This is a genomic window from Ralstonia sp. NFACC01, assembly GCF_900115545.1.
Lineage (GTDB): Bacteria > Pseudomonadota > Gammaproteobacteria > Burkholderiales > Burkholderiaceae > Ralstonia > Ralstonia mojiangensis.
Window position 1 is genome coordinate 355,193 of the sequence record NZ_FOWV01000002.1, and the last position, 25,763, is coordinate 380,955.

21 protein-coding genes are annotated in these 25,763 nt (G+C 63.5%); 14 read left to right on the forward strand and 7 right to left on the reverse strand.

Translation table 11 applies throughout. The features are described from left to right. Positions 1–209: 209 nt before the first annotated feature. From BM136_RS06255 to cysC, 5 genes are all read left to right on the forward strand, one after another. Positions 210–3,488 (forward strand): autotransporter outer membrane beta-barrel domain-containing protein, encoded by a 3,279-nt coding sequence (locus BM136_RS06255; RefSeq protein ID WP_092971039.1) that lies wholly within the window; start codon positions 210–212, stop codon positions 3,486–3,488. Between the two features lie 332 nt (positions 3,489–3,820). Continuing rightward, a complete protein-coding gene (locus BM136_RS06260) occupies positions 3,821–5,908 on the forward strand; it encodes a tetratricopeptide repeat-containing sulfotransferase family protein (protein ID WP_092971040.1) in 2,088 nt (695 codons plus the stop codon). Then, positions 5,905–7,068, forward strand: a complete 1,164-nt coding sequence (locus tag BM136_RS06265; RefSeq protein ID WP_092971041.1) for a glycosyltransferase family 9 protein — start codon at positions 5,905–5,907, stop codon at positions 7,066–7,068. The genes BM136_RS06260 and BM136_RS06265 overlap by 4 nt, the downstream gene beginning before the upstream one ends. Next, positions 7,065–7,931: an alpha/beta hydrolase gene (locus tag BM136_RS25500; protein ID WP_217649345.1), complete on the forward strand. Its 867-nt coding sequence runs from the start codon at positions 7,065–7,067 to the stop codon at positions 7,929–7,931. The genes BM136_RS06265 and BM136_RS25500 overlap by 4 nt, the downstream gene beginning before the upstream one ends. 10 nt (positions 7,932–7,941) lie before the next feature. Further along, entirely contained in the window at positions 7,942–8,499 is a 558-nt protein-coding gene (gene cysC, locus BM136_RS06270; protein ID WP_217649346.1) for an adenylyl-sulfate kinase, read from the forward strand. A gap of 69 nt (positions 8,500–8,568) precedes the next feature. On the opposite strand, the gene BM136_RS06275 is transcribed toward cysC, so the two are convergent. Further along, positions 8,569–9,615: an AraC family transcriptional regulator gene (locus BM136_RS06275; RefSeq protein ID WP_092971043.1), complete on the reverse strand. Its 1,047-nt coding sequence runs from the start codon at positions 9,613–9,615 to the stop codon at positions 8,569–8,571. Positions 9,616–9,866: 251 nt separating this feature from the next. Between BM136_RS06275 and BM136_RS06280 the strand changes: the two genes are divergently transcribed. From BM136_RS06280 to BM136_RS06295, 4 genes are all read left to right on the forward strand, one after another. Further along, the gene (locus tag BM136_RS06280) at positions 9,867–11,549 is read left to right on the forward strand and encodes a GMC family oxidoreductase (protein ID WP_092971044.1); all 1,683 of its coding nucleotides are present in this window, start codon (positions 9,867–9,869) and stop codon (positions 11,547–11,549) included. Continuing rightward, a complete protein-coding gene (locus tag BM136_RS06285; RefSeq protein WP_092971045.1) occupies positions 11,536–14,019 on the forward strand; it encodes a flavin-containing monooxygenase in 2,484 nt (827 codons plus the stop codon). Before BM136_RS06280 ends, BM136_RS06285 begins: the two co-directional genes overlap by 14 nt. Before the next feature lie 6 nt (positions 14,020–14,025). After that, positions 14,026–14,754, forward strand: a complete 729-nt coding sequence (locus BM136_RS06290; protein ID WP_092971046.1) for a TetR/AcrR family transcriptional regulator — start codon at positions 14,026–14,028, stop codon at positions 14,752–14,754. Between the two features lie 504 nt (positions 14,755–15,258). Next, the gene (locus BM136_RS06295) at positions 15,259–15,462 is read left to right on the forward strand and encodes a hypothetical protein (protein ID WP_009277078.1); all 204 of its coding nucleotides are present in this window, start codon (positions 15,259–15,261) and stop codon (positions 15,460–15,462) included. 67 nt (positions 15,463–15,529) lie between these two features. Here the strand turns inward: BM136_RS06295 and BM136_RS06300 are convergent, their stop codons facing one another. Further along, the gene (locus BM136_RS06300; protein ID WP_092971047.1) at positions 15,530–18,199 is read right to left on the reverse strand and encodes a putative bifunctional diguanylate cyclase/phosphodiesterase; all 2,670 of its coding nucleotides are present in this window, start codon (positions 18,197–18,199) and stop codon (positions 15,530–15,532) included. Between the two features lie 139 nt (positions 18,200–18,338). Next, on the reverse strand, positions 18,339–18,698 hold the full coding sequence (locus BM136_RS25120; protein WP_139219351.1) for a hypothetical protein: 360 nt from the start codon (positions 18,696–18,698) through the stop codon (positions 18,339–18,341). A gap of 37 nt (positions 18,699–18,735) precedes the next feature. Here BM136_RS25120 and BM136_RS25125 point away from each other — a divergent pair, with 37 nt between their 5' ends. The 4 genes from BM136_RS25125 to BM136_RS06315 all read left to right on the forward strand — a co-directional run bounded on the left by BM136_RS25125 (position 18,736) and on the right by BM136_RS06315 (position 21,611). Continuing rightward, complete coding sequence (locus BM136_RS25125) at positions 18,736–19,041, forward strand: hypothetical protein (protein WP_139219352.1); 306 nt, start codon at positions 18,736–18,738, stop codon at positions 19,039–19,041. A gap of 118 nt (positions 19,042–19,159) precedes the next feature. Continuing rightward, entirely contained in the window at positions 19,160–19,450 is a 291-nt protein-coding gene (locus tag BM136_RS06305; RefSeq protein ID WP_009240021.1) for an H-NS histone family protein, read from the forward strand. Between the two features lie 110 nt (positions 19,451–19,560). Continuing rightward, positions 19,561–20,289: a GntR family transcriptional regulator gene (locus tag BM136_RS06310; RefSeq protein WP_092971048.1), complete on the forward strand. Its 729-nt coding sequence runs from the start codon at positions 19,561–19,563 to the stop codon at positions 20,287–20,289. A 260-nt stretch (positions 20,290–20,549) separates the two neighbouring features. Next, positions 20,550–21,611 (forward strand): porin, encoded by a 1,062-nt coding sequence (locus BM136_RS06315; protein WP_092971049.1) that lies wholly within the window; start codon positions 20,550–20,552, stop codon positions 21,609–21,611. 123 nt (positions 21,612–21,734) lie between these two features. Here BM136_RS06315 and BM136_RS06320 read toward each other — a convergent pair whose 3' ends face one another. From BM136_RS06320 to flgA, 4 genes are all read right to left on the reverse strand, one after another. Continuing rightward, positions 21,735–22,451: a LuxR C-terminal-related transcriptional regulator gene (locus BM136_RS06320; protein ID WP_092971050.1), complete on the reverse strand. Its 717-nt coding sequence runs from the start codon at positions 22,449–22,451 to the stop codon at positions 21,735–21,737. A 458-nt stretch (positions 22,452–22,909) separates the two neighbouring features. After that, on the reverse strand, positions 22,910–23,371 hold the full coding sequence (locus BM136_RS06325) for a flagella synthesis protein FlgN (RefSeq protein WP_004631399.1): 462 nt from the start codon (positions 23,369–23,371) through the stop codon (positions 22,910–22,912). A gap of 127 nt (positions 23,372–23,498) precedes the next feature. Continuing rightward, positions 23,499–23,819, reverse strand: a complete 321-nt coding sequence (gene flgM, locus BM136_RS06330) for a flagellar biosynthesis anti-sigma factor FlgM (protein ID WP_092971051.1) — start codon at positions 23,817–23,819, stop codon at positions 23,499–23,501. Positions 23,820–23,941: 122 nt separating this feature from the next. Next, positions 23,942–24,799: a flagellar basal body P-ring formation chaperone FlgA gene (gene flgA, locus BM136_RS06335; RefSeq protein ID WP_092971346.1), complete on the reverse strand. Its 858-nt coding sequence runs from the start codon at positions 24,797–24,799 to the stop codon at positions 23,942–23,944. Between the two features lie 434 nt (positions 24,800–25,233). Here flgA and flgB point away from each other — a divergent pair, with 434 nt between their 5' ends. Next, complete coding sequence (gene flgB, locus BM136_RS06340; protein WP_024977565.1) at positions 25,234–25,689, forward strand: flagellar basal body rod protein FlgB; 456 nt, start codon at positions 25,234–25,236, stop codon at positions 25,687–25,689. Positions 25,690–25,763: the final 74 nt, after the last annotated feature.

The following is a 25,763-nucleotide window of genomic DNA, read 5'->3' on the forward strand; positions in this document are numbered from 1 at the left end:
CCAAGAACGTGCTTGCAGAGGCGCGCAGAACATAACAGCGCCATTTGCCAGAACGTACCGGATTGCGAAACGGGGAAGTCGTTCGACGCAAGCAAACCGCACGGTGTTGAGGCTCGGGGGAAACCGACAGGCAGACCTTGAGCCTCAACACCTGTGGCGGGGCGCCGCTCGGATTGGCCGTTCAACCGCCTATCTCAGGTACGAAAACAATGGCTCAACGCAATCAGTTTCCTAAACAGAGCACCTTGGCGCTGGCAATCGCGGCTGCGCTCTCCAGCATGGTCCCGGCCATCGCTGCGGCCGATACGACTGTCAGCACTGCGCTCACCACCTCGCAGTTCTGGGGCGCCGGCAACTACACGGTAACCAGCAGCGGCAGCGTTTCGAGCGCTGGCACTGCGCTGGGCACCGATGGCACGCTCGGCACGCTCAGCAACAGCGGCTCGATCGTCGGGAGCAATGCCGGAATTTCCTCTTACGGTGGCTCGATCGATACGTTGAACAACGCGGCCGGCGGCGTTATCGGTGCGATCGGCCAGGCGGGGGGCAACGGCAAGGCCGGCGGCATCATGATGCCGCCTCCCATGCCGCCAATGCCGGGGCCCGGCGGGCCAGGGAGTGGGGGCGAAAACGCGTTTGGCCTGGCGGCAAGCAACATCACGACGCTGAACAACAACGGCACGATCATGGGCGTCGGCGGTAACGGCGGCGCCGGCGGTTCTGGCGTGCCCGGCGGTGTAGGCGGCGCTGGCGGTAGCGGCACGGCCCTGATCAACAGTGCGCTGATCACGACGCTGAACAACGGCGGCACCATCCGTGGCCAGGGTGGCAACGGTGGCGCTGGCGGCACGGGCGCTGCCGGCGGCGTCGGCGGCAACGGCTTCGGCATTCAGAACCAAGGGACCATCGTCTCGCTCAGCAACACCGGCGCCATCAGCGGAACCGGTGGCAATAACGGAACCGGCACCAATGGCGCGGGTACGGGCAGCGGCTTTGGCATCTTCAACAGCGGTGCAATCACCACGCTGAACAACGCTGGGAGCGGCACCATCCAAGGTGGTGTGAACGGCATCCTCAACGGTGCCGCGATCGGTACGTTGACGAACAGCGGCACCATCAGTGGCACCGGTGGCAACTCCGTTGGCATCGCAAACTACGGCGGTACGATCGGCGGGTTGACCAACAACGCGGGTGGCGTCATTAGCGGTAGCGTCGCAGGTGTCAACAACTTCGGCACGATCCAGACGCTGAACAACAGCGGCACCATTCTTGGCCTCCCCTCGGGTACCGGCCCGCAGAATGCGGGCGTTGTCAACGGCGGCTCGATCGGCACGCTCACCAATAGCGGCAGCATTAGCGGCGGCGGCGTCGGTATCACCAACCAAGGAACGATCAACGCGCTGACCAACAGCGGTGTGATCAGCGGCCGCGCCCCAGGCCTCTACAACGCCAGCACGATCGGCACGCTGGTCAACCGCGGAACGATCAGCGGCGGAACGGTGGGCACCATGCCTTTTGTCGCCGGCATTCTCAACGCCGGAACGATCGGCGCGCTGGATAACAGCGGCACCATCACCGGCGCCGGCAATGCCATCAACAGCACCGGGTCGATTGGCCCGATCACCAACTCAGGCGTGATCGCCGGCAATATTACGAGCCAGAGCCATCAAGATCTGACCATCAATGGCGGCACGGGCACGACATTCGGCACCCTGACCGGCTTTGGCGGAACGATCGGCACGATCGTCAGCCCCAACGGGGGCGTCGTATTCGGCTCGGGCAACCTGGTGCTGAACGACAACATCGGTGTCGCGACGACCTCCCCTAACCTAGCCAGCGTCAGCGCTGCCTCTGCTGCCCCGACCTCCACCGGCGCGGTGGCAGTGAGCAACACGGGCGCGGTTCTGCAGGTCAACAACACGATCAGTGTTTTCGGCACCTACAACCAGAGCGCGGCCGGTACGCTGCAGATTGGCGTGAACACCGGTGCGGTCGCCAACGGTTCCCTGACGGGCGACACCGGCTATGGCCGTCTGGTAGTTTCGGGCGCGGTGAACATCGCTTTGGGCTCGGCCGTTTCGTTTGCGCAGGTCAATCCGTATCCGTTTGCGGCGGGTCAGCGTTATGTGATCGTTGATGCGTCCAGCACCGGCACCAACTACAACGAAGGCACGCTGCGGTATGGGATTCGCGGCTACAACAGCGTCCTGACAGGCGCCAACGTTACAGCCAACGGCCGCAGCGATCTGGTGGTGACCGTGGTCAGCGCAGATCTGATCCCGACCACGAGCCCCACGCCGGCACCTGCGCCGGCACCTGCTCCGGCTCCCGCGCCTGCACCGGTCCCCAGCCCGGCGACTGTGCCGAACGCCCAAGCGGCGCTCACGGGTCTGTCGCAGTACACGGGCATCAGCGATCCGGCCCTGCTGAACCTGTACAACGCCTCGATGGCGCTGAACCTGGGCAGCAGCGACGCCGCCAACCACGCCGGCAAGCAACTGAACCCGGTGTCGCAGGGGTCTACGGCCCAGGCCGCACTGGCACCGACGCTGGATGTGCTCAACATCATCTCCACACATGCCGACAACGTGCGCCTTGCCCAAGCCGGTGGCCTGAGCGGTGTTTCGACCGGTGAAGCGGCTCCGGCATGGGGCGTGTGGGGCCAGGCATTTGGCGGCCACGCACACCAGGACCAGCGCGATCAGGTGGACGGCTACAGCGCCAACTTCGGCGGCCTGCTGTTCGGTGTCGATCACGCGGTCAGCGACGCATGGCGTGCGGGCGGAGTGTTCAGCTACAGCAACGCCAAGATCAGCAACACGGGCGACACCGACGGCAACTCGACGCGTGTGAATTCGTTCGGCCTGATGGGCTACGCCAGCTACTCGGGCAGCCCGTGGTACGCGAACTTGTCGGCCGGCGCCGTGCAGCAGCACTACGACACCACCCGCGCCGTCAACTTCCCCGGCTTCTCGGGCAACGCCAACGGCAGCTTCAGCGGTACGCAGTACGTGGCCCGCGCCGAAGCCGGCTACCCGTTCGCCACGGCTGTTGCCACGGTCACGCCGCTGGCAAGCCTGACATATGGCTACCTGCGCCAGAACGGCTACACCGAATCGGGTGGCAATGGCGCGGCGCTATCGGTGGGCGCGTCGCACACGACGTCGGTCACCAGCGACCTTGGCGTGAAGCTCTCGCGCGAGCTCGCAACCTCGTACGGCACGCTCGTGCCAGAATTGCAGGTTGCATGGCGCCATGAGTACAACAACACGCGTACTCAGACGCACGCCAGCTTTGCGGCAGACCCGACGGGCCAGACCAGCTTCACGTCGTTGGGTGCCAGCCCGGTGACGGATTCGGCTGTTCTCTCTGCCGGTGTCAAGTTGCTGCGTGCGAACAACCTGAGCATCAGTGCGCGCTACTCGCTGCAAGTGGGTAGCGGGTACGTGTCGCATGCCGGCAGTCTGCAACTGCGTCAGTTGTTCTAACGACTTGTAGTGATGTGCCAATGGCGCGCCTCCCGAAAGGGAGAGCGCGCTCATTGTTTTATGGGGTGGTAGATGCGCCCCCATAAAACAATGAACACCCTGTTGCTTCAACGCTCTCGCTCGGTGGGCGCCGACTCTTTTCGATAACCCACTGAGCGCGCTATCAGCTGCAGGCAGGGTTCGTTTCGCAGACGGGCAGCGTGCCGTCTGCGCCAGTTGTTCTAAGCAAAGAAAAGAAGTACCGAAGAGCGCGTTTTCTTGCGGGAAGGCACGCCTTTCCTTCTAGTACGATCACGCTCCTACTCTCATCGAGTGAGCCCTTGGAGTCCCGCATGTCGAGCGCGTCCAATCCAGATCCAATCAGCATTCCCGAAGCGCTCAACCGTGCACATGCGCACTGGAACGCAGGCCAGGCGGCGGAAGCGGGAATCTATTGCCAGCATGTGCTGGCCGCATGGCCGGGCCAGGCCGATGCCCTGCATCTGCTCGGCCTCATGGCGCATGCCTATGGCAACCTGGATCTGGCCATTGCCCACCTGCACCAGGCTTGCATGGCACCACGTGCACCCGCCGTCTACTCCAGCAACCTCGCGGAGATGTATCGCCAGAAGGGCATGCTGGCTGAAGGTCAGGAAGCTGCCCAACGCGCGGTGGCGCTGGACCCATCGCTTGTTCCGGGCTGGAGCAATCTTGGCATCCTGTTGCAGGAGGCAGGCAAGCTGGAGCAGAGCCTCGCATGTCTGGAACGGGTCGTGACGCTCACACCTGATGCACCCGAGGCGCACAACAATCTGGCCAATACGTATCGACGGTTGGACAGGCTCGGCCAAGCCGAGCAGCACTACCGCCAGGCGTTGGCCCTGAACCCGCACTATGCCGAGGCGCACAGCAACCTCGCTTTCCTGCTGACCGCGCAAGGACAGTACGACCAGGCTGCCGCAGAAGCGCGCATGGCCATCGAACTCAACCCGCGTCTGGTCGATGCCTACTTGAACCTGGCCGATGTGGAGGTGACGCGCCATCGGCATGCCGCGGCGCTGCAGGTGCTGGACGCGTTGCAGGCCTTCGCGCCACAGCATCCCGCCGGTTTGACCGCCCGTGCGAAGGCGCTGGCGCAACTGGAGCGCCTGGACGACGCCCTCGCTTGCGCGCAGCAAGCGACGACATTGGCGCCGCGTAGTGCTGAAGCCCATCATGCACTGGCGCAGGTACTTCAGGCGCTTGGCAAAACCGATGAGGCGCTCGCGCATTTCGAGCAGGCCGCAACGTTGCCTGGCACGGTGGCCGAAGAGGCGCTGGTGGGAAGCGCCACGCTTTGGATGGAATCCGGTCAGAAGGAGGCCGCTCGGGCAGCCTTCGATCGAGCGCTGTCGATGTATCCCGGTTCCATACGGGTGCTCACGGCTCGCGCCGAGGCTAAGACATTCCGTGCTGACGATCCGGATGTTGGGGCCATTGAAGGCTGGCTTGCCAACGAAGCACCGAAGCCGATAAACGAACGCATCTCGGCGCATTTCGCGTTGGGGAAGGCCTATCTCGACCTGGACGATGCGCCGCGCGCCTTCGTGCACCTGCATACCGCAAACCAGCGCAAGCGTGCGACGTTTGCCTACGACGCCAAGGCGACCCAGCAATGGATGCAGCGCATCTCTGAAGTCTTCACCGCCGAACGGATGAAGCGCCTGGCTGCCGCTGGCACGCAGTCTGATCTGCCGGTATTCATCATCGGCATGCCGCGCTCTGGTACCACGCTGGTCGAGCAGATCCTGTCGTCGCACTCGCAGGTCATGGGCGCGGGCGAGCTTTCAGCGCTACGCCAGGTAGTGGAGGGCGCCGGTCTGTTCCCCGACATCGCGCAGGTGCTGACCCCGGCGGACGCGCAGCGCCTGGGCCAAACCTATCTGAGCCGTACCGAACCGTTGGCACAAGGGCGGCGACGCCTGATTGACAAGATGCCGGGCAATTTCATCTATGCGGGGCTGATCCCGCTGATCCTGCCGGGTGCCCGCATCATCCATTGCAGGCGCGATCCGGTGGACACGTGCCTATCGTGCTACACCAGGCAATTCGGCGGTGAACAGCCGTTCGCCTACGATCTGGCGGAGCTTGGTGAGTTCTACACCGACTATCAGAAGCTGATGGCCCATTGGGCCCAGGTCCTGCCAACCGATCGATTCATCGAAGTGGACTATGAGCACGTGGTGGATGACCTGGAAGGCGAGGCAAAACGCCTGGTCAGCTTCCTCGGTCTGCCTTGGGAAGACGCTTGCCTGCAGTTCCACGCAAATGACCGCGTCGTGCGCACCGCCAGCGTCAACCAGGTGCGCCAACCGATCTACACCACATCCAAGGGACGCTGGCAGAAATACGCCGATCATTTGGGCCCGCTGCTTGCCGCACTCGGGATGAGCGCACCGTGAATGACGTCGATGTCGCCACGATAGAACGCCAGGGCCGCACCCTGCTGGCCGACGGGCGCCTGAACGAGGCCGAGGCGCTGGTGCGGCCATGGCTGGCATCCGGCACCGGACCGTTGATCTTGTGGCAGGTGCTGGCTGACGCGATTCGCCCGCAAGGCAAGATTGCCGAGACGCAGGCCATTCAACAGATGCTGGTGGCCAACATGCCCGGCAATCTCACCGCGCGCTTCAATCTGGCCGAAACGCTGCTGCTGCAAGGCGACTTTGAGCGCGGCTGGCGCGAGTACCACCACCGCTACGGCATGCCGCACACCGCGGCCATCGAGCGCAAAGTCCAACGTCCGCGGTGGGACGGCCGGCCCATTCCGGGCAAGACGCTGTTAATCCACGATGAACAGGGCTACGGCGATACGTTCCAGTTCCTGCGCATGGTGCGCTGGGCAAAGGAGCGCAGCGGCGCGCGCGTCATCCTGGAGGTGAACGCGGAAAGCGCATCGCTGGCCAGCCGTTACCAAGGCTTTGATGCACTGACGGCGCGCGGCCAATTGCCGCCTGTGTTCGACGTGCATTGTGAGCTGATGAGCCTGCCGATGGTGATGGGCCTGAAGCTGTCTGATTTGCCTGGTGCCACCCCGTATCTGTCGGCGGACCCGCAACGCGTCGCCAAGTGGCAGGCGCGCCTGGCCGGGTTGCCGCGTCCGCTGGTGGCGCTGGTCTGGGCCGGGCGCCCCACGCACGTCAACGATGCGAATCGCTCGATGAAGCTGACGGACCTCGCTCCGCTCTGCCAGCCCGATGTCACGTTCCTCGCCATCCAGAAAGGACCGGCCGCACAGCAGGCCGCGTCGCCGCTGCCCGGTATGTCGATGGTGTCGCTCAGCGACGAGATTCAGGACTTTGAAGACACTGCCGCCATCCTCGCCGTGGCCGATCTGCTGATCTCGGTGGATTCGTCGCCGGTGCATCTGGCGGGCGCCCTGGGTCGCCCCGCATGGGTGATGCTGCCGCTTGTGCCGGACTGGCGCTGGCTGCTCAATCGCAACGACACGCCGTGGTATCCGAGCGTGCGTTTGTTCCGCCAGCCGTCTCGCGGTGATTGGGGTGGCGTCATGGGTGCCATGGCGCAGGAGTTGGCGCAGCTCGCGGGCGTACGCGCATGACAGCTCTGTCGCCTCTCACATCAAAGGTTTTGACGGCGCTGTTCGCTGGGCTTCTGGTTGTGCTTTGCAGCCTGCTGTCCGACTGCACGACACTGGACCGCGATGCCCACGCCGATGCGCTGGCGGCGCCGTTCCAACTGCATCGTGAGCAAGTGAAGACGGAACACTTCGTGTTGACCGCTTTCGTGCGCATGACGCGTGCAGACCAGCCGCTCACTGTCTACATCGAGGGCGATGGCTTGGCCTGGATTTCCCGCACGGAGCCATCGGCCGATCCGACCCCGCGCAGGGCCACCGCTCTTGCCCTGGCTGCAGCGGACCCGGCACCGAATGTCGTGTATCTCGCCCGGCCCTGCCAGTTCACCCCGATGGCGTTGAACCCGCTGTGTGCTGTGCCGTACTGGACCAGCAAGCGCTTCGCACCGGAAGTCGTGGCATCCATGAACGAGGCCGTGAGCCGGTTCGCAGCGAAGGTGCCTGGCCAGCCCGTTCACCTCGTCGGCTATTCAGGGGGAGGGGCGGTGGCTGTGCTGGTTGCTGCACGGCGCGCGGACATCGCATCCATCCGCACCGTGGCCGGGAACCTCGATACGGAGTTCATCAACCGCCTGCACGACGTCTCGGCGATGCCGGAATCGCTGAACCCGATCGATGCGGCGCCGCGTGTGGCAATGGTCCCGCAACTGCATTTCAGCGGCGCAGACGACACCGTGGTGCCACCGGACGTGGCGCAGCGTTTCGTGCGGGCGACCGGTGGTCGATGCGCGCAGGCCAACATCGTGCTGGGCCTGGACCACAGCGGCGATTGGGCCGGGCAATGGCCGGCGCTGCTGCCGTTGGCACCCGCCTGCAAAGCACGCTAAGGAGCACGACATGCAACCGATTCCCTCCACGCTCTGGCTGACGGGGCTCAGCGCCGCCGGCAAGACCACGGTGGCCCTGGCCGTGGCCGAATCGCTCACAGCCCAAGGCGTGCCGTGCCGCGTGCTGGACGGCGATGCCGTGCGCAAGCAGCTCTGCCCGGATCTTGGATTCTCCAGGGCCGATCGCAGCGAAAACGTGCGCCGCGTGGCGCAATGGTGTGCGCAGATCAACAACACCGGCACGTGGGCAATTGCCGCCCTGATCTCGCCCTACCGCGATGACCGCGAGCGTGCCCGGCAGATTGTCGGTGCGTCGCGCTTTCATGAAGTGCATGTCGCGACGCCGCTGTCCGTGTGCGAGGCGCGTGACCCAAAGGGGCTATACAGGAGTGCTCGCACTGGAGTGGTCTCCAGCTTTACCGGCATCAGCGATATTTATGAGCCGCCACTGGCTCCAGCGTTGTCGATTGATACCGGTCGGCAATCGACGCAGGCATGTGTCGCAGCCACACTGGCGTTGCTTGGGATGACCAGCGCAAGCGACAGGCCCCCGGCGTGCCTCGCGTAGGCGCGCAACCTTGTTTGGCGGACGAGTTCGCCAATGCCGTGAGGAGCTGATTCCGGCGTAGGGTCAAACTCAATCCGTCTCGTCGTCGATAGACAAGCCCTGGATGCGGAACGTGCTGGGCGCCACGCCGTACCACCGCTTGAAGGCCTGCGAGAACGTGGACAAGTCGGCGAAGCCAAGCCGCTCCGCGATCTCGCCGAGCGCAAGTTCACCTTCCCTGAGCAGCGCCTCGGCCATCGCGCCGCGTGATTCGGCCAGCAACGCCCTGAAGGTTGTGTCTTCATCGTGCAGCCGACGCTTGAGCGTGCGTTCGCTGGTGTTCATCAGGCGCGCCATGCTGCTTAGCGTAGAGAGCGTGTTGCCTGGCGCTGCGCTCAAGTAATGGCGGATCATTGCCGCCGTGCCCACACGTAAGCGCCGCTCTTCTATGAGGCGGCTGCACATCTGCTCGCACATCGATGCCGTGATGGGGTTGGCGTGTGGCAGTGGCCGGCTCAGAAATGTTCGGTCGAACGCAAGACTGTTGACGTGCGCTGAATATTCCGGCTCCGCGGCGAAGAGCTTCCGGCGCATCGGAGAAGGTCCACGCGTGAGCGGAGGGCTGGCCCTGAGCGTAAAACGAGAGAGTGCAAAGTCGTCTCCTCCGATTTCCTTCAGCAAGATCGCGGCGGCGGCCATGTCGCGCTCCACAACAAACCGCTTCACCTCATCGGCCAGCTCCGGCTCGCCAAAACTCAGCACGGCGAGGTGGCCTTCTTCGTGATACGTGATCACGGTAAATGCGTAGGTGAGCGGCAGGAAACGCAGGGCTAACGCCATGGCATCGCCCGCCGTGGCACTGCTGATCAGGCCGTAGCCCCACACCCCATACGCCGAAAAGTGGTAGCGCAGCCCCAGCTCCAGTCCGAGCCCTGGCGGATGCTTCAACAGGCGCAGCAGGTTGCCAACCACGCGCAGCTCCTGCGCAGCGGTCAGCTCCACATTCGGGTCGGACAGTTGGGCCAGCGACAGCTGCGTGCCGGCCAGCAGCTTTACCGGCGAAAGCCCACGCTCCTGCCCGAAATCGACCAGCAAGCGCGCGCTGGCCGGGCTCCGAGTGAACTCCCAGAAACGCATACGGAGAAACCCTTGGGACGTGCCATTTGGCCCAAATACTAAAACAGTTGTCCCCGCGCGCCATTGGTGTTTTCCCATGCCGGAAGCAACATCAAGCGCATCCGATATGCCGCTCCGGTGGTGTTTGCAACCCCCGCTTCCAGGAAGACCCAGATCTTCCCGAGCCCGTGGCGCCAGCCTTGCACGTCGGCTTGCCAAGCGGCTGGCGGCTTACAGCGCTTGGTTCAAAAAAACATTGTGGAGACAACAACATGGGCAACATCTTCGACTACGTCATTGTGGGCGGCGGGTCCGCCGGCAGCGTCGTGGCAGGGCGACTCACTGAAGACCCGGCGGTGACGGTCTGCGTTTTGGAGGCAGGCGGTGGCGGGAGTGCACCCGTCATCAATATCCCGACCGGCGCCGTTGCGATGCTGCCGACCAAGCTCAACAACTGGGCATTCGAGACCGTGCCTCAGCCCGGGCTTGGCGGCCGCAGGGGATATCAACCGCGTGGCAAGGCATTGGGTGGTTCATCGGCGATCAACGCGATGGTCTACATACGCGGGCATCGCAATGACTACGACGACTGGGCCGCGCGCGGCAATGTCGGTTGGTCCTATGAAGACGTGCTGCCGTATTTTCGGCTCAGCGAGCACAACGAGCGGCTCGATAACGCATGGCATGGCCGGGATGGCCCGCTTTGGGTCAGCGACCTGCGCTCCGACAACCCTTTCCAAGCACGCTACCTGGAAGCCGCACGCCAAGCGGGATTGCCGCTAACGGATGACTTCAACGGTGCAGAACAGGAAGGCGTCGGCATTTACCAGGTGACGCAAAAGCACGGTGAGCGGTGGAGCGCAGCACGCGCCTACCTGTTGCCGCACATCGGGCGGCGAGACAACCTGAGCGTCAAGACGCACGCCCAAGTCCAGCGCATCCTGTTCGAGGGCAAGCGGGCCGTGGGCGTTGAAATCCTGCAAGGCGGCCAGCTTCACACCGTGCGGGCACGCCGCGAAGTGGTGCTGGCCGCCGGCGCATTCCAGACCCCCCAGTTGCTGATGCTCTCCGGCATCGGCCCTTCTGATGAACTGGATCGTCTCGGCATTCAGACGCGCGCGCATCTGCCGGGGGTGGGCAAGAACTTGCAAGACCATCCGGACTTCATCTTCGGTTACCGGGCGCGCAGCCTCGACACGATGGGCGTGTCGCTCGGTGGCGGCCTGCGCATGCTGAAAGAGATCCGACGATTCCGCCAGGAACGGCGAGGCGCGCTCACGTCAAACTTTGCCGAAGGCGGCGGCTTTCTCAAGACCCGTGCCGGGCTCGCGATGCCCGACGTCCAGCTCCATTTTGTCGTCGCGCTGGTGGACGACCATGCGCGGTCGTTTCATCTGGGTCATGGGCTGTCTTGCCATGTCTGCCTGCTGCGTCCGCGCAGCCGCGGCTCCGTCACCCTGCAGAGCAACAACCCCCAGCACGCGCCGCTAATCGACCCCTCGTTCTTCCAGGACCCGCAGGATCTCGAAGACATGGTGGCGGGCTTCAAACTCACGCGCAGGCTGATGCAGGCACCGGCGCTGGCTGAATGGATCACGAAGGATGTGTTCACCGCCAACGTGAGCACCGACGACGAGATTCGCGAGGTCCTGCGGCAGCGCACCGACACCGTCTACCACCCGGTCGGCACATGCCGGATGGGCAACGACCCGCACGCCGTCGTGGACGCTCAACTGCGCGTGCGAGGTCTGGAGGGCCTACGCATTGTTGATGCTTCTGTCATGCCCACGCTCATCGGCGGCAACACCAACGCGCCAACGATCATGATTGCCGAGAAGGCGGTCGACATGATGCGGGGCCGCAGCCGGGTCCAGCCAGCGCCACGCGAAGCGGTCTCCGTGCCCGCGCAGTCCCAATTCAATGCCTTGGAGGAAAGCAGCCATGCTTTCAGCTAACCCCAACCGCTCTTCCGACGCGGCAACACCGCACGCAGCCATCATCATCGGATCGGGCTTTGCCGGCATTGGCATGGCCGTGGCGCTCAAGCGGGCCGGGCTGCACGACTTCGTCATCCTGGAGCGGTCACATGACGTTGGCGGTGTCTGGCGCGACAACAGTTATCCGGGGGCGGCGTGCGACGTGCCCTCACACCTGTATTCCTTCTCTTTCGAGCCCAACCCGAACTGGTCGCGCATCTTTGCGCCCCAAGCGGAAATCCACGCGTACCTGCAGCATTGCGCGCGCAAATACGCCGTCGAGCCGCACATCAGATTCGGCGCGGAAGTCGCGCGTGCGCAGTATGACGAACAGCATTCGGTCTGGCAGGTCACGCTACAGGATGGGACAACGCTCAGCGCCACGCTGCTCATCAGCGGCACTGGGCAGTTGAGCCGCCCCGCCTTCCCGCAATTGCCGGGCATGGAAACCTTCAAGGGGCACACCTTCCACTCCGCGCACTGGGATCACGGCTATGCGCTCTCAGGCAAGCGCGTGGCGGTGGTGGGAACGGGCGCATCGGCCATCCAGTTCGTGCCGGCCATCGCGGATACCGTGCAGCAACTCACGGTCTTCCAGCGCTCGCCGGCCTACATCATGCCTCGCCCTGATCGCGCTTATCGGCCCTGGGAGAAGGCAGTGTTCCGGGCGCTGCCATGGGCGATGAAGCTGCACCGCGCGATGATCTACGCGCGCTATGAGTCTCGCGCGCTGGCGTTCACGCGCTTCAAGGGGCTCATGCAACTGGCGGTGGGCGTGCCCTTCCGGCGACTGCTCTCAAAGCAGGTTCCTGACGCCGCGCTGCGCGCCAAGCTCCAGCCCGACTATCCGATCGGCTGCAAGCGCATCCTGCTCTCAAGCGAATACCTCGCGGCCATGAGCAAGCCCAACGTTCACCTGGTGACCGAAGGCATCCGCAGGGTGACCCCAGGCGGCATCGAAACCATTGACGGCACGCGCCACCAGGTCGACGCCATCATCTACGGCACAGGTTTTGCCGCCACTGAATTCCTTTCGCCCATGCGGATTACCGGACGCGCGGGCCTGGACCTGAACGATGCCTGGCGACGCGGTGCTGAGGCATACCTGGGCTTGACCGTACCGGGCTTTCCCAACTTCTTCATGCTGTACGGCCCGAACACGAATCTTGGGCATAACTCCATCGTCTACATGCTGGAGAGCCAGATCGCCCACGTCATCCGCTGCTGCAAAGCGATGACAGCAACCCATACGACCAGCATCGAAACGGATGCGCGACGCTACCGGCGTTTCAATGCGCATATTCAGCAGCGCCTGGCGAAAACCGTCTGGAGCGGGTGCAAGAGCTGGTACGTGGATGCAAGCGGCCACAACAGCACCAATTGGCCTGGCTTCACGTTGACCTACCGCTGGCTGACCCGGTTTTCGAGCCTGCAGGCATACCGCCTGACGCGAGCGCTGCCAGGATCGGTGGGCTTGACCGCCGGCGTTGCCGTGGCCGAACCGCAAGGGTGGTGGGAAGCGGCCAATGCATGGTTCCTGCGCAACTTCCTGCGTATCGGTTTTCGCTCGCTCATCGGGCCGCCTTTCGGTGCTGCCGTTCAGCGCAGCGTCGTGCGCGTGCTGTCTCCGCTCATGCCGGGCGTGATCGGAGTGATCCGCTACCGGGACTTGGTCGGCGACGTGCCGGTTGAAGTGGTGGCGCCCAAACGTGGCGAGACCGACGGCGCCATGCTCTACCTGCACGGAGGTGCCTTCTGCCTCGGAGGCTCGGGCACGCACCGCAGCATTACGACCCGCCTGGCGGTGGAATCTGGCATGCCGATCTGCGTGCCCAACTACCGGCTTGCGCCCGAGCACCCTTACCCTGCCGCGCTGCACGATGCACTGGCGTGCTACGACGCGCTGCGCAGCCAGGGCTATGCGGCAGAGAAGATCGTCGTCGCGGGCGACTCTGCCGGAGGCGCACTGGCCCTGGCCCTGGCGCTTGCATTGCGGGAGCGCGGCGATACCGCTCCTGCATGCCTGCTGCTGATCTCACCCGTGACCGATGCCACGTTGAGCGGCGACACGCTGGTGTCTGAGCGGACCCACGATCCAATGATCCGCCGCGGCTGGCTCGAACAAGGGCTGCGCTGGTACCAGGCACCCGCCGGAGCCGCTGAGCACACGCCGCTCGAGGTCGACTTACGTGGACTGCCGCCCATGTTGATCCAGGTTGGCGAGCACGAAGTGCTGCGATCGGATGCCACCCGGCTGGCAGAGCACGCTACGAGCTGCGACGTGCCGTGCCGCATTGAGGTTCACGCTGCGCGTTGGCATGTCTTCCACCTTCAATCGTTTTATCTACGCTCCGCGGTTGAGGCACTGCGCACGCTTGCCGATTTTGCCCGCGAGCGGATAGCGAGCGGGGCAAGCGTCGCACGTGCCGACGTGCCGCCGCTTGGATGACCAGGCATGAGGCGTATCACACCGAAACCGCCACACGGCGCACCGATCTGCGGCGACCAAGCAAGTCAAACACGCGAGCGGATCGTGGCTTACGCCTTGAAGACCTTTAACGAGGTCGGCGTGGCAAGCGTCACGACCACCGGCCTCTGTGCGGGGCTCGACATGAGCCCCGGCCATTTTTACTACTACTTTCGCGGCAAGCAAGCGGTCGTGATGCATCTCTTCGACTACTTCAAACGCGACATGCAGGCGCAACTCCGTGGTCGTCCGGGCGGCGCCCTGTCGGGCGAGCGCCTATCCGAACGCCTTCTCAAGGTGCTCGAGTGCGTCTGGGAATACCGGTTTCTTTACCGGGACATGAATGGGCTGATTGCATCAAGCCGGACGCTTGAGCAAGGGTTCAAGGAACTGGTCGACCAAAGCGTGCATGCTCTGAGCACCGCGCTCTGCGTAGACCGATCTGAGCATCAGGGCGGGCCGCGCCTGGCTCAACTGGAAACTGCTTGCCGCTGTGCGGTCATCGTGGCGACGTATTGGCCTTCGTTCCAGTTTCTGCACAACGCCAGGCAGCTCCATGACCGGAATCCTACGACGCATGCGGTTCACAAGGTACGCGACCAGATACTGGCATTGTTGCGGCCGTTTCTAGAGACACCGTCGGACGACGCCTGCGCAGCAGCGTTGGACTGTGCACGGCGCCCGCGAGAAGTCGAAGCGTCAGTCTTACCGGCATGATCGAAGCGGCCTGATATTGCGCGTGTAGTCCTAGCGCCCTGGGTTCGAACTGATCGAGCGCTTCAGCCGTTTTTGAGGGTGGTGCGACTTGTCCACAGCAATGCGCACACCGCTTGCAGAACCTCGCGCAAGCGCTTGACGCACAAGGGTTTGTTGCACGATGTAACAGCGCCCGTCGATGTGGATAACTTGCCCTGCACGCACACGTTTTATGTGATCTGCACGTTTGCCGAAACCCGTCAAGCCCTTTTGTGACTTGGGTCTCGGCGGGCGAGGCGGGTTATGCACAGAACATGTGGATAAGTCTGTGGGAAACACCACCCGACCCGCGTGGCGACGGGTTTGGATCGGCGCTGCTCGCGAATGTGGCACGGACTTGTCGGCGAGGATGGCCAGCACATTGCAACGATTGATTACAACTTGAAACAGCAAGTCGAACGCCCGTTGCCCAGACTTTCGTTACGCGATGGCTTGATCGCGACCGACGCATTCAAGGAGAAGAACATGGTTCGGGTACTGACGATTCTGCTGGCCGGTGCCACGCTGCTGACGGCAACCGGCTGTGCCGACATGACGGCACGTCAACGCAATACCGCTATTGGCGCGGGTGTGGGCGGGTTAGCCGGCGCTGCTTTGATTGGTGGTCCGGGTGCCACGCTTGGTGGTGCCGCATTGGGCGGCCTGGTGGGCAACGTATCGACGCGTTGATTTCCGTTCGACACTAGCGTCGACCTAAAAGAAACGGACCCGAGGTTAAAACTTTGGGTCCGTTTTTTTATGCCTGTGCGCGGCTTCGACTGCGCAGCAACTCTTCCAGCGCCGACACTTCCAGCGGCCGCCCAAACAGGAAACCCTGCACCTCGTCGCACGCATGTGCAGACAAGAAAGCCGATTGCTCTGGGGTCTCCACACCCTCGGCCGTGACCGTCATGTTCAGTGCGCGGGCCATCGCGATGATGGTCTTGGTGAGCGCCACGCAGTCGGCCACCCCGGGTACGCCGCTGATGAACGATCGATCGATCTTGATGTTGTGGATCGGCAAGCTGCGCAGGTATGACAGCGACGAGAACCCGATGCCGAAATCATCGAGCGAGATGCGCACGCCCCGCGCGGCCAGACTCATCAGCAAACGCTGTGTCGATTGCCGGTCGGCCAGCAGCACGCTTTCCGTCAACTCCAGCTCCAGCCGGCCCGGCGCCATGCCCGACGCCTTGAGCGCCTCGTCGACGTCGCGCTCGATCACGCCGGCATCGCACTGCCGCGCGGACACATTTACCGCCATACGCCCCGTGAAGCCGAATTTGCGCGCCCATGCCTCGCCCTGCGCGCAGGCTTGCATGAGCGCCCAGCGGCCAAGTTCGAGGATGTAGCCCGACTCTTCCGCCACGTCGATGAACTCGGTGGGCGACACCGCGCCCAGCTCGGGGTCGGACCACCGCATCAGCGCCTCGACCGCCACCAGTTCGCCAGAGTCCAGCGCGTACTTGGGCTGATACACCAGCCGCACCTGACCGCGCCCGAGCGCACGCCGCATGCGCTCGTTGAGTGTGAAGCGGCGCAGCATCTGTGTTTCCAGCGTGCGCGAATACCGGGTGATGCGGTTGCGGCCGCTTTCCTTGGCGCGGTACATGGCGGCTTCAGCATGGCTGACCAGCGAAGCCGCATCGGCGCCATCTTCCGGGTAGGCCGCTACGCCAATGCTGGCTGACAGATGCACCTCGCGCTCGCCGCCGGTAAACGGGCGGGCCAGCGCGTCGAGCACCTGTTGCGCGAGTGTGTCGGCGGCGCTCGGATCATCGATGGCCACGCAAAACTGATCGCCCCCCAGGCGTGCCAGCAAGGCGCGCTGACCCGCCTGGCTGCGGATGCGCTGCGCCGCCATGTTCAGCACCTGGTTGCCCACGTGGTGCCCCATCGCCTCGTTCACGGTTTTGAAGTGGTCGAGCCCGATATACAGCAGCGCGGATTCGCCCGTGGACGGCAGCGTCAGCCGCGCATCGAGCCGCTCGATGAACGCCGCCCGATTGGGCAGACCCGTGAGCGAATCTTTGGTCTCCAGCAGACGAAGTTGCTCGTAAGCGGAGCGCTCGGCCGTGATATCGGTAAAGATGACCAGCACCGCATGCGGTGAGGCACTGTCCGGTGAGAACATCGGCAACACCGATTCACGCAGCCACACGATCTGCCCATTCCCGGCCGGCACACCCACAACGACGTTGCTGATTGCGCGCCCCGTGCGGGCGGCCAGCGTGGAGGGCCATGCGGCGCGCGGCAGGATGGCGCCGTCTTCGCCCAGCATCATGTCGTTCAGTGCCACACGGGGGCGGCCTTTCCATGATGCGCCGGACATGCGCAGAATCTCGGCCGCGCTGCGGTTGTACGACAGCACGCGGCCATCGGTGGACAGCGTCAGCACGCCCTCGCTCAAATGATTGACGACCAGCCGGTACTGATCGCGCAGCTCGCGGGCCTGGCGATATTCATTCTCCAGGCGCAGCAGCTTGACCAACGCGGCGATGTAGCGGCCGCACTCCGCGCGCAACGTTGAGTCGTCGGGCGGGTTGGCAGTTGGGAAGAAGAGGCAGAGCAGATCATCGGCGACGGCCATGCCGCCATGCTGGGCCGGGATGCGGCACAGCCATGTCGGCTGCGCGGTATCCAACACGCGGACGACCGCTTCGCGCAAAGCCGCGGGCGCATTGGTTTCGCGAATCAGTTCGATGGGCGCCAGCTCATTGAGCAGCGGTGCGATGCGGGCCAGTTCGATATCGAACTCACCCTGTGCTGCGGTGGGCAGGTGCGCTGCGTGATCGTCGCGCAATGCCAACTTGGCCCGGGCACGCTGCGTGCCATAGAGCCTCGCGCGCCCCGAGACGACGCGCACCACCACGCACAGCGCCGACGGCAAGGCCGCTTCCAGCGCCCGCAGCGCGGCATGCAACCGCTCGCCCAGCGACGCGGCGGACGGCAGCGTGGAAAGCAGATGATCGAGATGCTCGTGCGGCAGCGCTGCACCAATGGCCTCGGCGCTCAGCACGCGTTCGCCGGCCTTGCCAGGCAGCTGCGCATCGAGCGGCAGCGGCAATCCGTGCACGACAACCTGCTGCGCCGGCAGCCCGTCAAAGCGGGTCGGCGTGACCGTCAGCCGAACGCTGACCACCTCGTTGGAATCGCCTGCGGAAAGGGCTGAGACAAGTTGTGCTGGCGATATGGCCCCAGCATCGGGCTGGCTTACATCGGCGTCTTCGCCGGTATGCGTCTCCAGCCACGTGGGCATGTCCTGGAAGAAGCGCGAGAAGGGCTCGCCAAGCAGTTGATCGGCCGACAGCGCCCGCACCATGCAGACGCCCGCCGCATTGGCAAAGACGATGCGGCCTTCGAGCACCACATAGAGCGGAACCGGAAGGCTCTGCGCCGACAACGGGTAGGAAATTTCGTCTGGCATCCCGCGCTCCAACCTGAGGTATCGCCCGTCCTCTCTCATTAAGCGTGGACTTCGGAGGCGCGCAATAAGAACGCGCCGTCTACCGGAAGTCGGGGGCAGTGCTGTTCATGATGCGCAAAACTCGTGCGCGGCGCAAAGTCTAGTTTGTGGTCGATACAACACATTCCGGATTCGCTTTGTCGGCCCCGCTGTTGTTCTTATGGGTTGCGGGTTTCAAAACGGCTTGCTGCGGCTGGGCTGAGGGCGCTGATCCTATTTCAGTATCCACGCCATTTCTACCTTGCTGCGTGGCGAAATGCTGATCTATCCAGCAATGCGTCAGTGCCAACCCGATTGCACACATCAAAACGCATGTTCCCATTGTCAGGATGAAATAAGCGCTGATCCGTTCGACTGAACGTTCGGGAAAGAAAAAGGTCGCGGCGGCAAAGAGGATGCCTGCCAGTACGCCAACAAGCAAAGGCAGATAGTAAAAACGACGCGGCAAGGGCGTATTCATTGTTGTCTCGTCCAACTGCAACCATGAGGGTGGTGCTTTGAATCGATTTACTGACAAACCCGAATGGGCATGCCATGGCGGATCCAATCGCGTTGCATGGCAGACGCGCACGCTGCGGCCTGCGTATGAGTTGATATTGCGTTTGCTGTACTGCTGCGGATTGCTGCTTGCGGCAAAAGCCGGAATTGCGGGACCCGGCTGCGCTTGCTATGGTGGTGGCACTGAAATGCAGCGCGATACCAGCCTGCGGCTTTGCATGATCGCGTACGCTAATCCGATGCGTCAATCCGGTTTTCCGGTTGAAACTGAGCATCCGGTGTGCCACGAGTTGATTCCTTGCTGAGTGGAGCCGTTTGAAGGGGAACGATCAAAAACGTTGAAATTTGATTTCAGTTATGAATACAATTGATCTAATATCTGATCCACACCAGACTTCACACCAGAATTTATTGGGAGCGCATATGGCGACATACAAGGAATTGATTGCACAAAAGGCCAAACTGGAAGAGCAGATCGAAACTGCGCGCGCCAAGGAACTGGAAGCGGTGATCCAGCAAGTGCGCCAGACGGTTGCCGAATATGGCCTGACGGCTGAAGACCTGGGCTTGGCTCAGCGTCGCGGCCGCCGTGCCGGTGCGAAAGCGCCGGTGCCGGCCAAGTACCGTGACCCGAAGACGGGCGCAACGTGGTCCGGCCGCGGCCGTGCTCCGGCCTGGATCGGCAAGAACCGCGATAAATTCCTGATCGCCTGATCTGCCAGGCGCTGCCTGACGCGCGCGCAAGCGTGCAATGCAAAAGGCCCACCTGTCCGGTGGGCCTTTTGCATTGCTGCGCACGATGATCGTTCCTGTATAACGACGGCATGACGCCCCGCCTGCCCAAATATCTCGAACTGGCCGACCGCATTCGGCTCGACATCCTGCACGGAACTTTGCCGGCCGGCAGCATTGCGCCCAGCGAGAACGAAGTCGCCCAGCGCTACGGCGTATCGCGCTTGACGGCGCGCCGCACGCTGAATGAGCTGGCGGCGCGCGGGCTGCTCCGGCGCTCGCGAGGGCAGCGGAGCGTGGTGCTCGATCGCGTGGGACCGCATCGGCCGGTGCTGTACGCGCCGGGCCAGTCCGACGCCGCGCTGGAATACGTCCCGGGCGCCGTCTATACGGTCAGTGCATTTCAACTGGAGGCGGCCGACGAGACCGTGGCTGCCGCGCTTGACCTGGCGGTGGGCGCGCAGGTGGTGTTTGTCGAGCGCCGCGCCCAGGTGGATGGGCAGCCCATCATGCTGCTGCGTACGTGGCTCACGTCCCGGCTTGCGGCGATGCTCGAGGCGCGCGACTTTGAAGATCGCCTGTTCGTGCAAGTCTTTCAGCGCGCCAACCTGACCATTGCGCGCTCTCGCGAGGCTCCGCTGGCCTGTGTGGCCGATGCTTACCAGGCCGCGCAGCTCGGCGTGGAAGCCGGCGTGCCGCTGGTCCGTGTGCGTCGTATCGGCTACAGCGTGGCTGATGTACCGATCTCCCTCACGTACTGCGATTTTTCCCCCGAGCGCTACACGCGCGAAGTCGACATCCGCGTGCTCCAAAACGACTGAAAGCGCACTGCGCCAGACCGGTGCAGAAACGGCGCCACACACCCCGCGATGGGGACTTGTCCGCCTAAAGTATTCAAGCTAGTCTGCGCCCCTTCCCCCGAAAACATATTTATTTGTGAAGCGACGCTTTGCCGACAGCGTATTGGCACGGCAGTTGCATTCACGGCGCCATCTCAGCGGCGGCGGGTTGAGCCACCTGCCGCCCCAATGCTGATTCAGTCGATTCAACACACCGGAACCACAAGAGGGAGAAATCAATAATGCAACTCAAGCGACGTTTTTCGCTGGCCGTGCTGGCCGCCGCCGCTGGTCTGACCGCAGGCGCGGCGCAGGCTCAATCGTCTGTGACGCTGTACGGTCAGGTGGATGCCTGGGCGGGCGCCACCAAAAACCTGGGTCAGGACCGCGCCTGGGGCGTCAACTCGGGCGGTATGTCGACGTCGTACTGGGGTCTCAAGGGCAGCGAAGATCTGGGCAACGGCCTGAAGGCAATCTTCACCCTGGAAGCGTTCTTCCGCCCCGATACGGGCAAGTCCGGCCGCTTTGATGGCGACCACTTCTTCGCACGTAATTCGTTTGTCGGTCTGCAGTCGAACAGCTGGGGCTCGATCAAGCTCGGTCGTAACACCCCGCCGTACTTCGTTTCGACGATCCTGTTTAATCCGTTCATCGATTCATACACGTTCTCGCCGATGGTGTTCCACACCTACCTCGGCAACGGCCGTTCGGGCGCCGCGGGCATCTCGGGTCTGGTGGGGGATTCGGGCTGGGACAACTCGATCATGTATTCCACGCCGGACATGGGCGGCCTGACGGCTAACCTGATCTACGGCGCGGGCGAGCAAGCCGGCCACAACGGTCAGAACAAGTGGGGCGGCAGCCTGCTGTACTTCCGCGGCAACTTTGCAGCTACGGCGGCGTTCCAGCAGGTGCGCTACGACGGCGCGCCTGGCGACCTGAACAGCCTGGTGGCAGGCTTTGCGCGCCAGACGGCGGGGCAGCTGGGTGCCACGTATGACTTTGGCGTGGTCAAGGTGTACGGCCAATACCAGTACATCAAGAACACGATCAGCACCGGCGACGCGAAGAGCAACGGCGGCCAACTGGGCGTGTCGGTGCCGGTGGGCCCGGGCAGCATCCTGGCGTCGTACGCGTACACGAAGACCTCGGGTGCGGCTGACGTGAAACGCAACACCTGGGCGGTCGGTTACGACTATTCGCTGTCCAAGCGCACCGATGTGTATGCGGCGTACTTCCGCGACAAGGTGTCGGACCTTTCGACGGCCGACACCTTCGGTGTAGGCATCCGCGCAAAGTTCTAAGCCTTTCGCGTTCTGCTTTCCTTGTCACCGTCCGCGTCTCGACACCGCGGGCGGGCATTTACAACGGCGTCCGGATTCCGGGCGCCGTTTTTTGTTATGCGGAAGACGGGTAAGAGCTGAGCGTCAGCCCGTGCGCGCCAGGCGCAGCGGCGGTGAGGGCTGCGAAGAGGACTCCGCCCCAATGTTCGGCTGATTCAGCAGCATGGCGCCGCGTTGCGTGGCGACGAAGACGGCCTCGGTACGGCTGCGCACTTCCAGCCGGCGATACAGCGCGTTGATATGCGCCTTGGTTGTCGCCTCGGAAATACTCAGCATGCGGCTGATGGTTTTGACCGGATGCCCGCGCGAGAGCAAGACGAGAATCTCATATTGACGCTGCGTCAGGCCGAGCAATGCGCCATCGTCATTACCGTTGGCAGAACCTGCCGCAATGGCTTCAGGCCGTGTCAGCACGATCGACGCCGGCACATAACGGCCGCCGGCGAGCACCAATTCCAATGCCGCTGCAATCAATTTGCCGGAATAGCTTTTCAGCAGATAGGCCGAGACATTCAATTGCATCAGCGTCCGCACGTGCGCAGCGGAGTCGGTTTCGCCCAGTACGGCGACATGCCGGGGATGCGGCTGTTGCAACAGTCGGGAGAGGGCTGGCAGATCGTCGATGCCGGGTAAGGGCAGGCCGATCAGGGCCAGTTCGGCGTCCGCATGCGCCGCGAGGTTTTCAAAGAGAGCTTCGTCTGGCTCGACGCTGACCACTTCTGTGATGGCCGGCAAGGATTGCAACACATGGGTCGCGCCGGCACGCACCAAAGGGTGTGCCTCCACTACGATTGATTTCACTGCGCCGCCTGTCTGGTTATGGTTTGTTTGCCCATTTCCGGAATCAGCTTGTTGCCGCGTCTATTTGAACCCAGCAGGTCCAAAATCAATATGGCCGTGCTTGTGGAAATGCTTCTGGCGTGCGGTCTCGGTATATTTCCCCGTTCAACCGGCGGTCACCGCAATGCGGTGCCACCGGGCCGAAACCTTGGCACGCCATTCAGGCGCAAATTCCTTCCGGTTTTTCTTGTTTATGTCGCCAGGCGCGGAGGATTAACCCCGCCAAAATCGCAGAATAAATCCCCAGCATGCTTGTTGCACCCATCAATGGGATGTAAACCTTTTTGTTTACCCCGATCGGTGGTGTGCTAGACCCCCTATAGATAGCAGGATCAGGCAGCAGCAGCTAGCCCCACTTCACGCCCATTGACGTGAGCGTAAAGCGGGGCTTTTGTACCCAAAAAACGTGTTGTGGTGGCTTATTGCGCGACGACCGAGAAGCGTGGCATCGACAGCGGTTGCTTGCCGTCGCGGCCATAAGGGGTGCCGCCGCCATTGTTGGCAGCATGCAGCACGGACAGCGCGTTCTGCGTGGCGCGCAGGCGCAGGTCGATCAGGGTGCCGTTGTCGATGTTGCGCTGGCGCAGCAGGCGGGCCAGGGCCAGGTTCTCGTCGAACAGGCGGCTGGCGGTTTCATCGGTACGCAGGTATTTGACCAGCCCGTACGGATCGGCGCCGCCGTGCTGAGCCCACCACAGGCGGCGGTCGCGGTCGGCCTCGCCCAGCGCGGCGAGCTGTTTCTGCTTGGTCTGGGTGATGCGTTCGAGCTCGACCATGTCGCCATCGCGCAACGCCTGCGCTTCGGCATCCAGGGTGAGGGTGGCTGCGCGCAGCAGTTCCTGCTCGTCGGCAAGGGTGCGGATCAGCAGTGTGTTATCCATGGTGACTACCTCAGGCTCAGGCTTGGAAGCTTGGGCAGCCGCCGGCTGGCACACCGCCCCGCCGCGATCGGTCCGAACGGACCGGCGGCGTCAGAAAATACAGGGGACGGACGACGGGAACCCCCCGTCAGACCTTCTTGGATCGCGTGGAGAGCAGCGATTGCGCGTCGGAAAGCGCCGCATCGGCGATCTTGCCGGCGTCCATCTTGAGCGTGCCATTCTGAATGGCACTGCGGATCTGCTCGACGCGCGCGGCATCGAAGTCGCCGCTGCCCACTTGGCGCGAGACTTGTTGGACCGACAGCGACGGCGCATCGCCGGTGTGGCGCGTAGTGCCCGAAGCCGTCGTAGCGGCCGGGGACGAACCGGTCGCGCGCGTCGACCCGGACGCAGCGTCCTTGGTCGGCGCAACGGCCGGCGTGTTGTTCACGATATGGTTGATTTTCACGGGTGTCTCCGAAGAGCGCGTTCATCCTAACACCCATATCGGCCAACCCCGGCCCAAACTTTAGCGGCAGGTAACGATAACGCATCACAGTGTGAAAGTGATCTATCGTTATCAATTTGGCATCAAAACTGGATCGCCACGACGCCGGCGGACTGCGCGATACCGGAGACGACATTGCCGTTGGCAGTGCGCACCTGCGCCACTTGGCCCACGGCAGCCTGGTTCATGGCTCGGCCGTCGCTGCTGACCTGGAAGCCGCCGCCCTCGGCGATGAGCTTGACGGTCTGGCCGGCTTGCACGGCAACCGGCAGGCGCAGGCTTTCGGCGCGCAGCGGCTGGTTGGCGGCCACGCTTGTGAGCAGTACACGCCCCACCACATCGGCCGGCTGTTGCACGACCGAGGCCGGCAGCATCGACAGGTCGCCCGTGCGGGCTTCCAGATCCCCCATATCAAGCGTCTTGCCCGGCGGGAGCTGGTGCGAGGCGACGTAATACGTCCCCGTAATCTGAATCGTGGCCGGCACCCAGGCCGCCCAGGCGTGAGGCGTGCGGCAGCGCACGCCCACTTGTATACGGCCGCGCAGGCGGTTGGCCGCGGGCAGCATCAGGTCGATCTGGTCGCAAGGCTGGTTGGCCACGCGTGCATCCACGGGGCCCACTTCCACCGACGCACGTGGCGCTCCCGTTTCATTCGTGCCGCCCAGGATGTCCAGTTGCGACTGCAGTTGCTGCTGAATCTGCATCTGGATGGCGTTCGGGCCCTGGATGGTGGTGGGCTGCGCGGGCTGTTGCACGGCTTGGGCCGGCGGATAGCCGACGCGCACCATGCCCTGTGCGTGCGCCAGGATCGGGTGCGCGATGCTCGCCAGCAGGCCCAGCGCCAGGATCAACAACAGCTGGCGCTTGCGCCCAGCCAGCGGCATGGCCGTGGCGGCAGGTCGGTTCTGGTGGTGCGCGCTGCGTGCAAACCGCGTGGACATGGAGAGCCCCTTCATCAAAAGTCCGGTGAAGTTTAGCCACGCGTGCGCGAACGCCAAATGCGGAAATGTCGGCCAATCCCCCCCTTATTCGGACGAATGGTCTTGCACACCGGCCCCTAGACTTTGCAACGTGGTGAAGTCCCTGGCGTTGTGCGGTTCCTGGCCGTACAGCCTGCCCCGGTAGACGGCCAGGTTGCCCATTCTTCGGCCAGATATCGGATTCGCAGACAGGTCTTTTCCACTGAGGTTGCATGACGGCAACTCAGCATGACAAGCGGTTCAGCGGTTTTGGAGACGGCATCGGCGGTTTTGAAGGGGCCGCTGATGCCGAGTTCTCCGGCCGAAGGGAACGCGCAACACGCAAACGCAACACAGAACGCAACCCAGGCGGGTGGCAGCAGTAACCAGGGCGCCACGCGCAAGGAATGACAGACATGGTCGACAAGCTGGATCAGTTGTTCGGTTTTCAGGAGCAGGCGCTGCACCTGCGCTCGCAGCGCCACCAGATTCTGGCCTCGAACATCGCCAACGCCGATACGCCCAACTACAAGGCGCGCGACTTCGATTTTCAGTCGGCGCTGCAGAAGGCGGTCGGCCAGCAAAGCGGTAACAGCCTGCCGATGACGGCAACGGCCTCAGGCCATCTGACAGTGGATGGCGCACCGGCCGGCGATGTGTCGCTGATGCAAGCGTCGCTGTCGCAGCAGACCAAGGCACTGCAGGGCGAAGTGCAGTACCGCACGTCGCAGCAGCCGTCCATCGATGGCAACACGGTTGACATGGATGGTGAGCGCATGCGCTTTGCCGATAACACCGTGCGCTACGAGGCCGATCTGAGCATCGTGACGCAGAAGATCAAGTCGATGCTGGCGGCCATTCAGAACAGCTAGCGCGCGATGTAGCACCAGCAGCAAGAGCAGCAAGAGCAGCAAGAGCAGCAAGAGCAGCAAGAGCAGCAGACAGG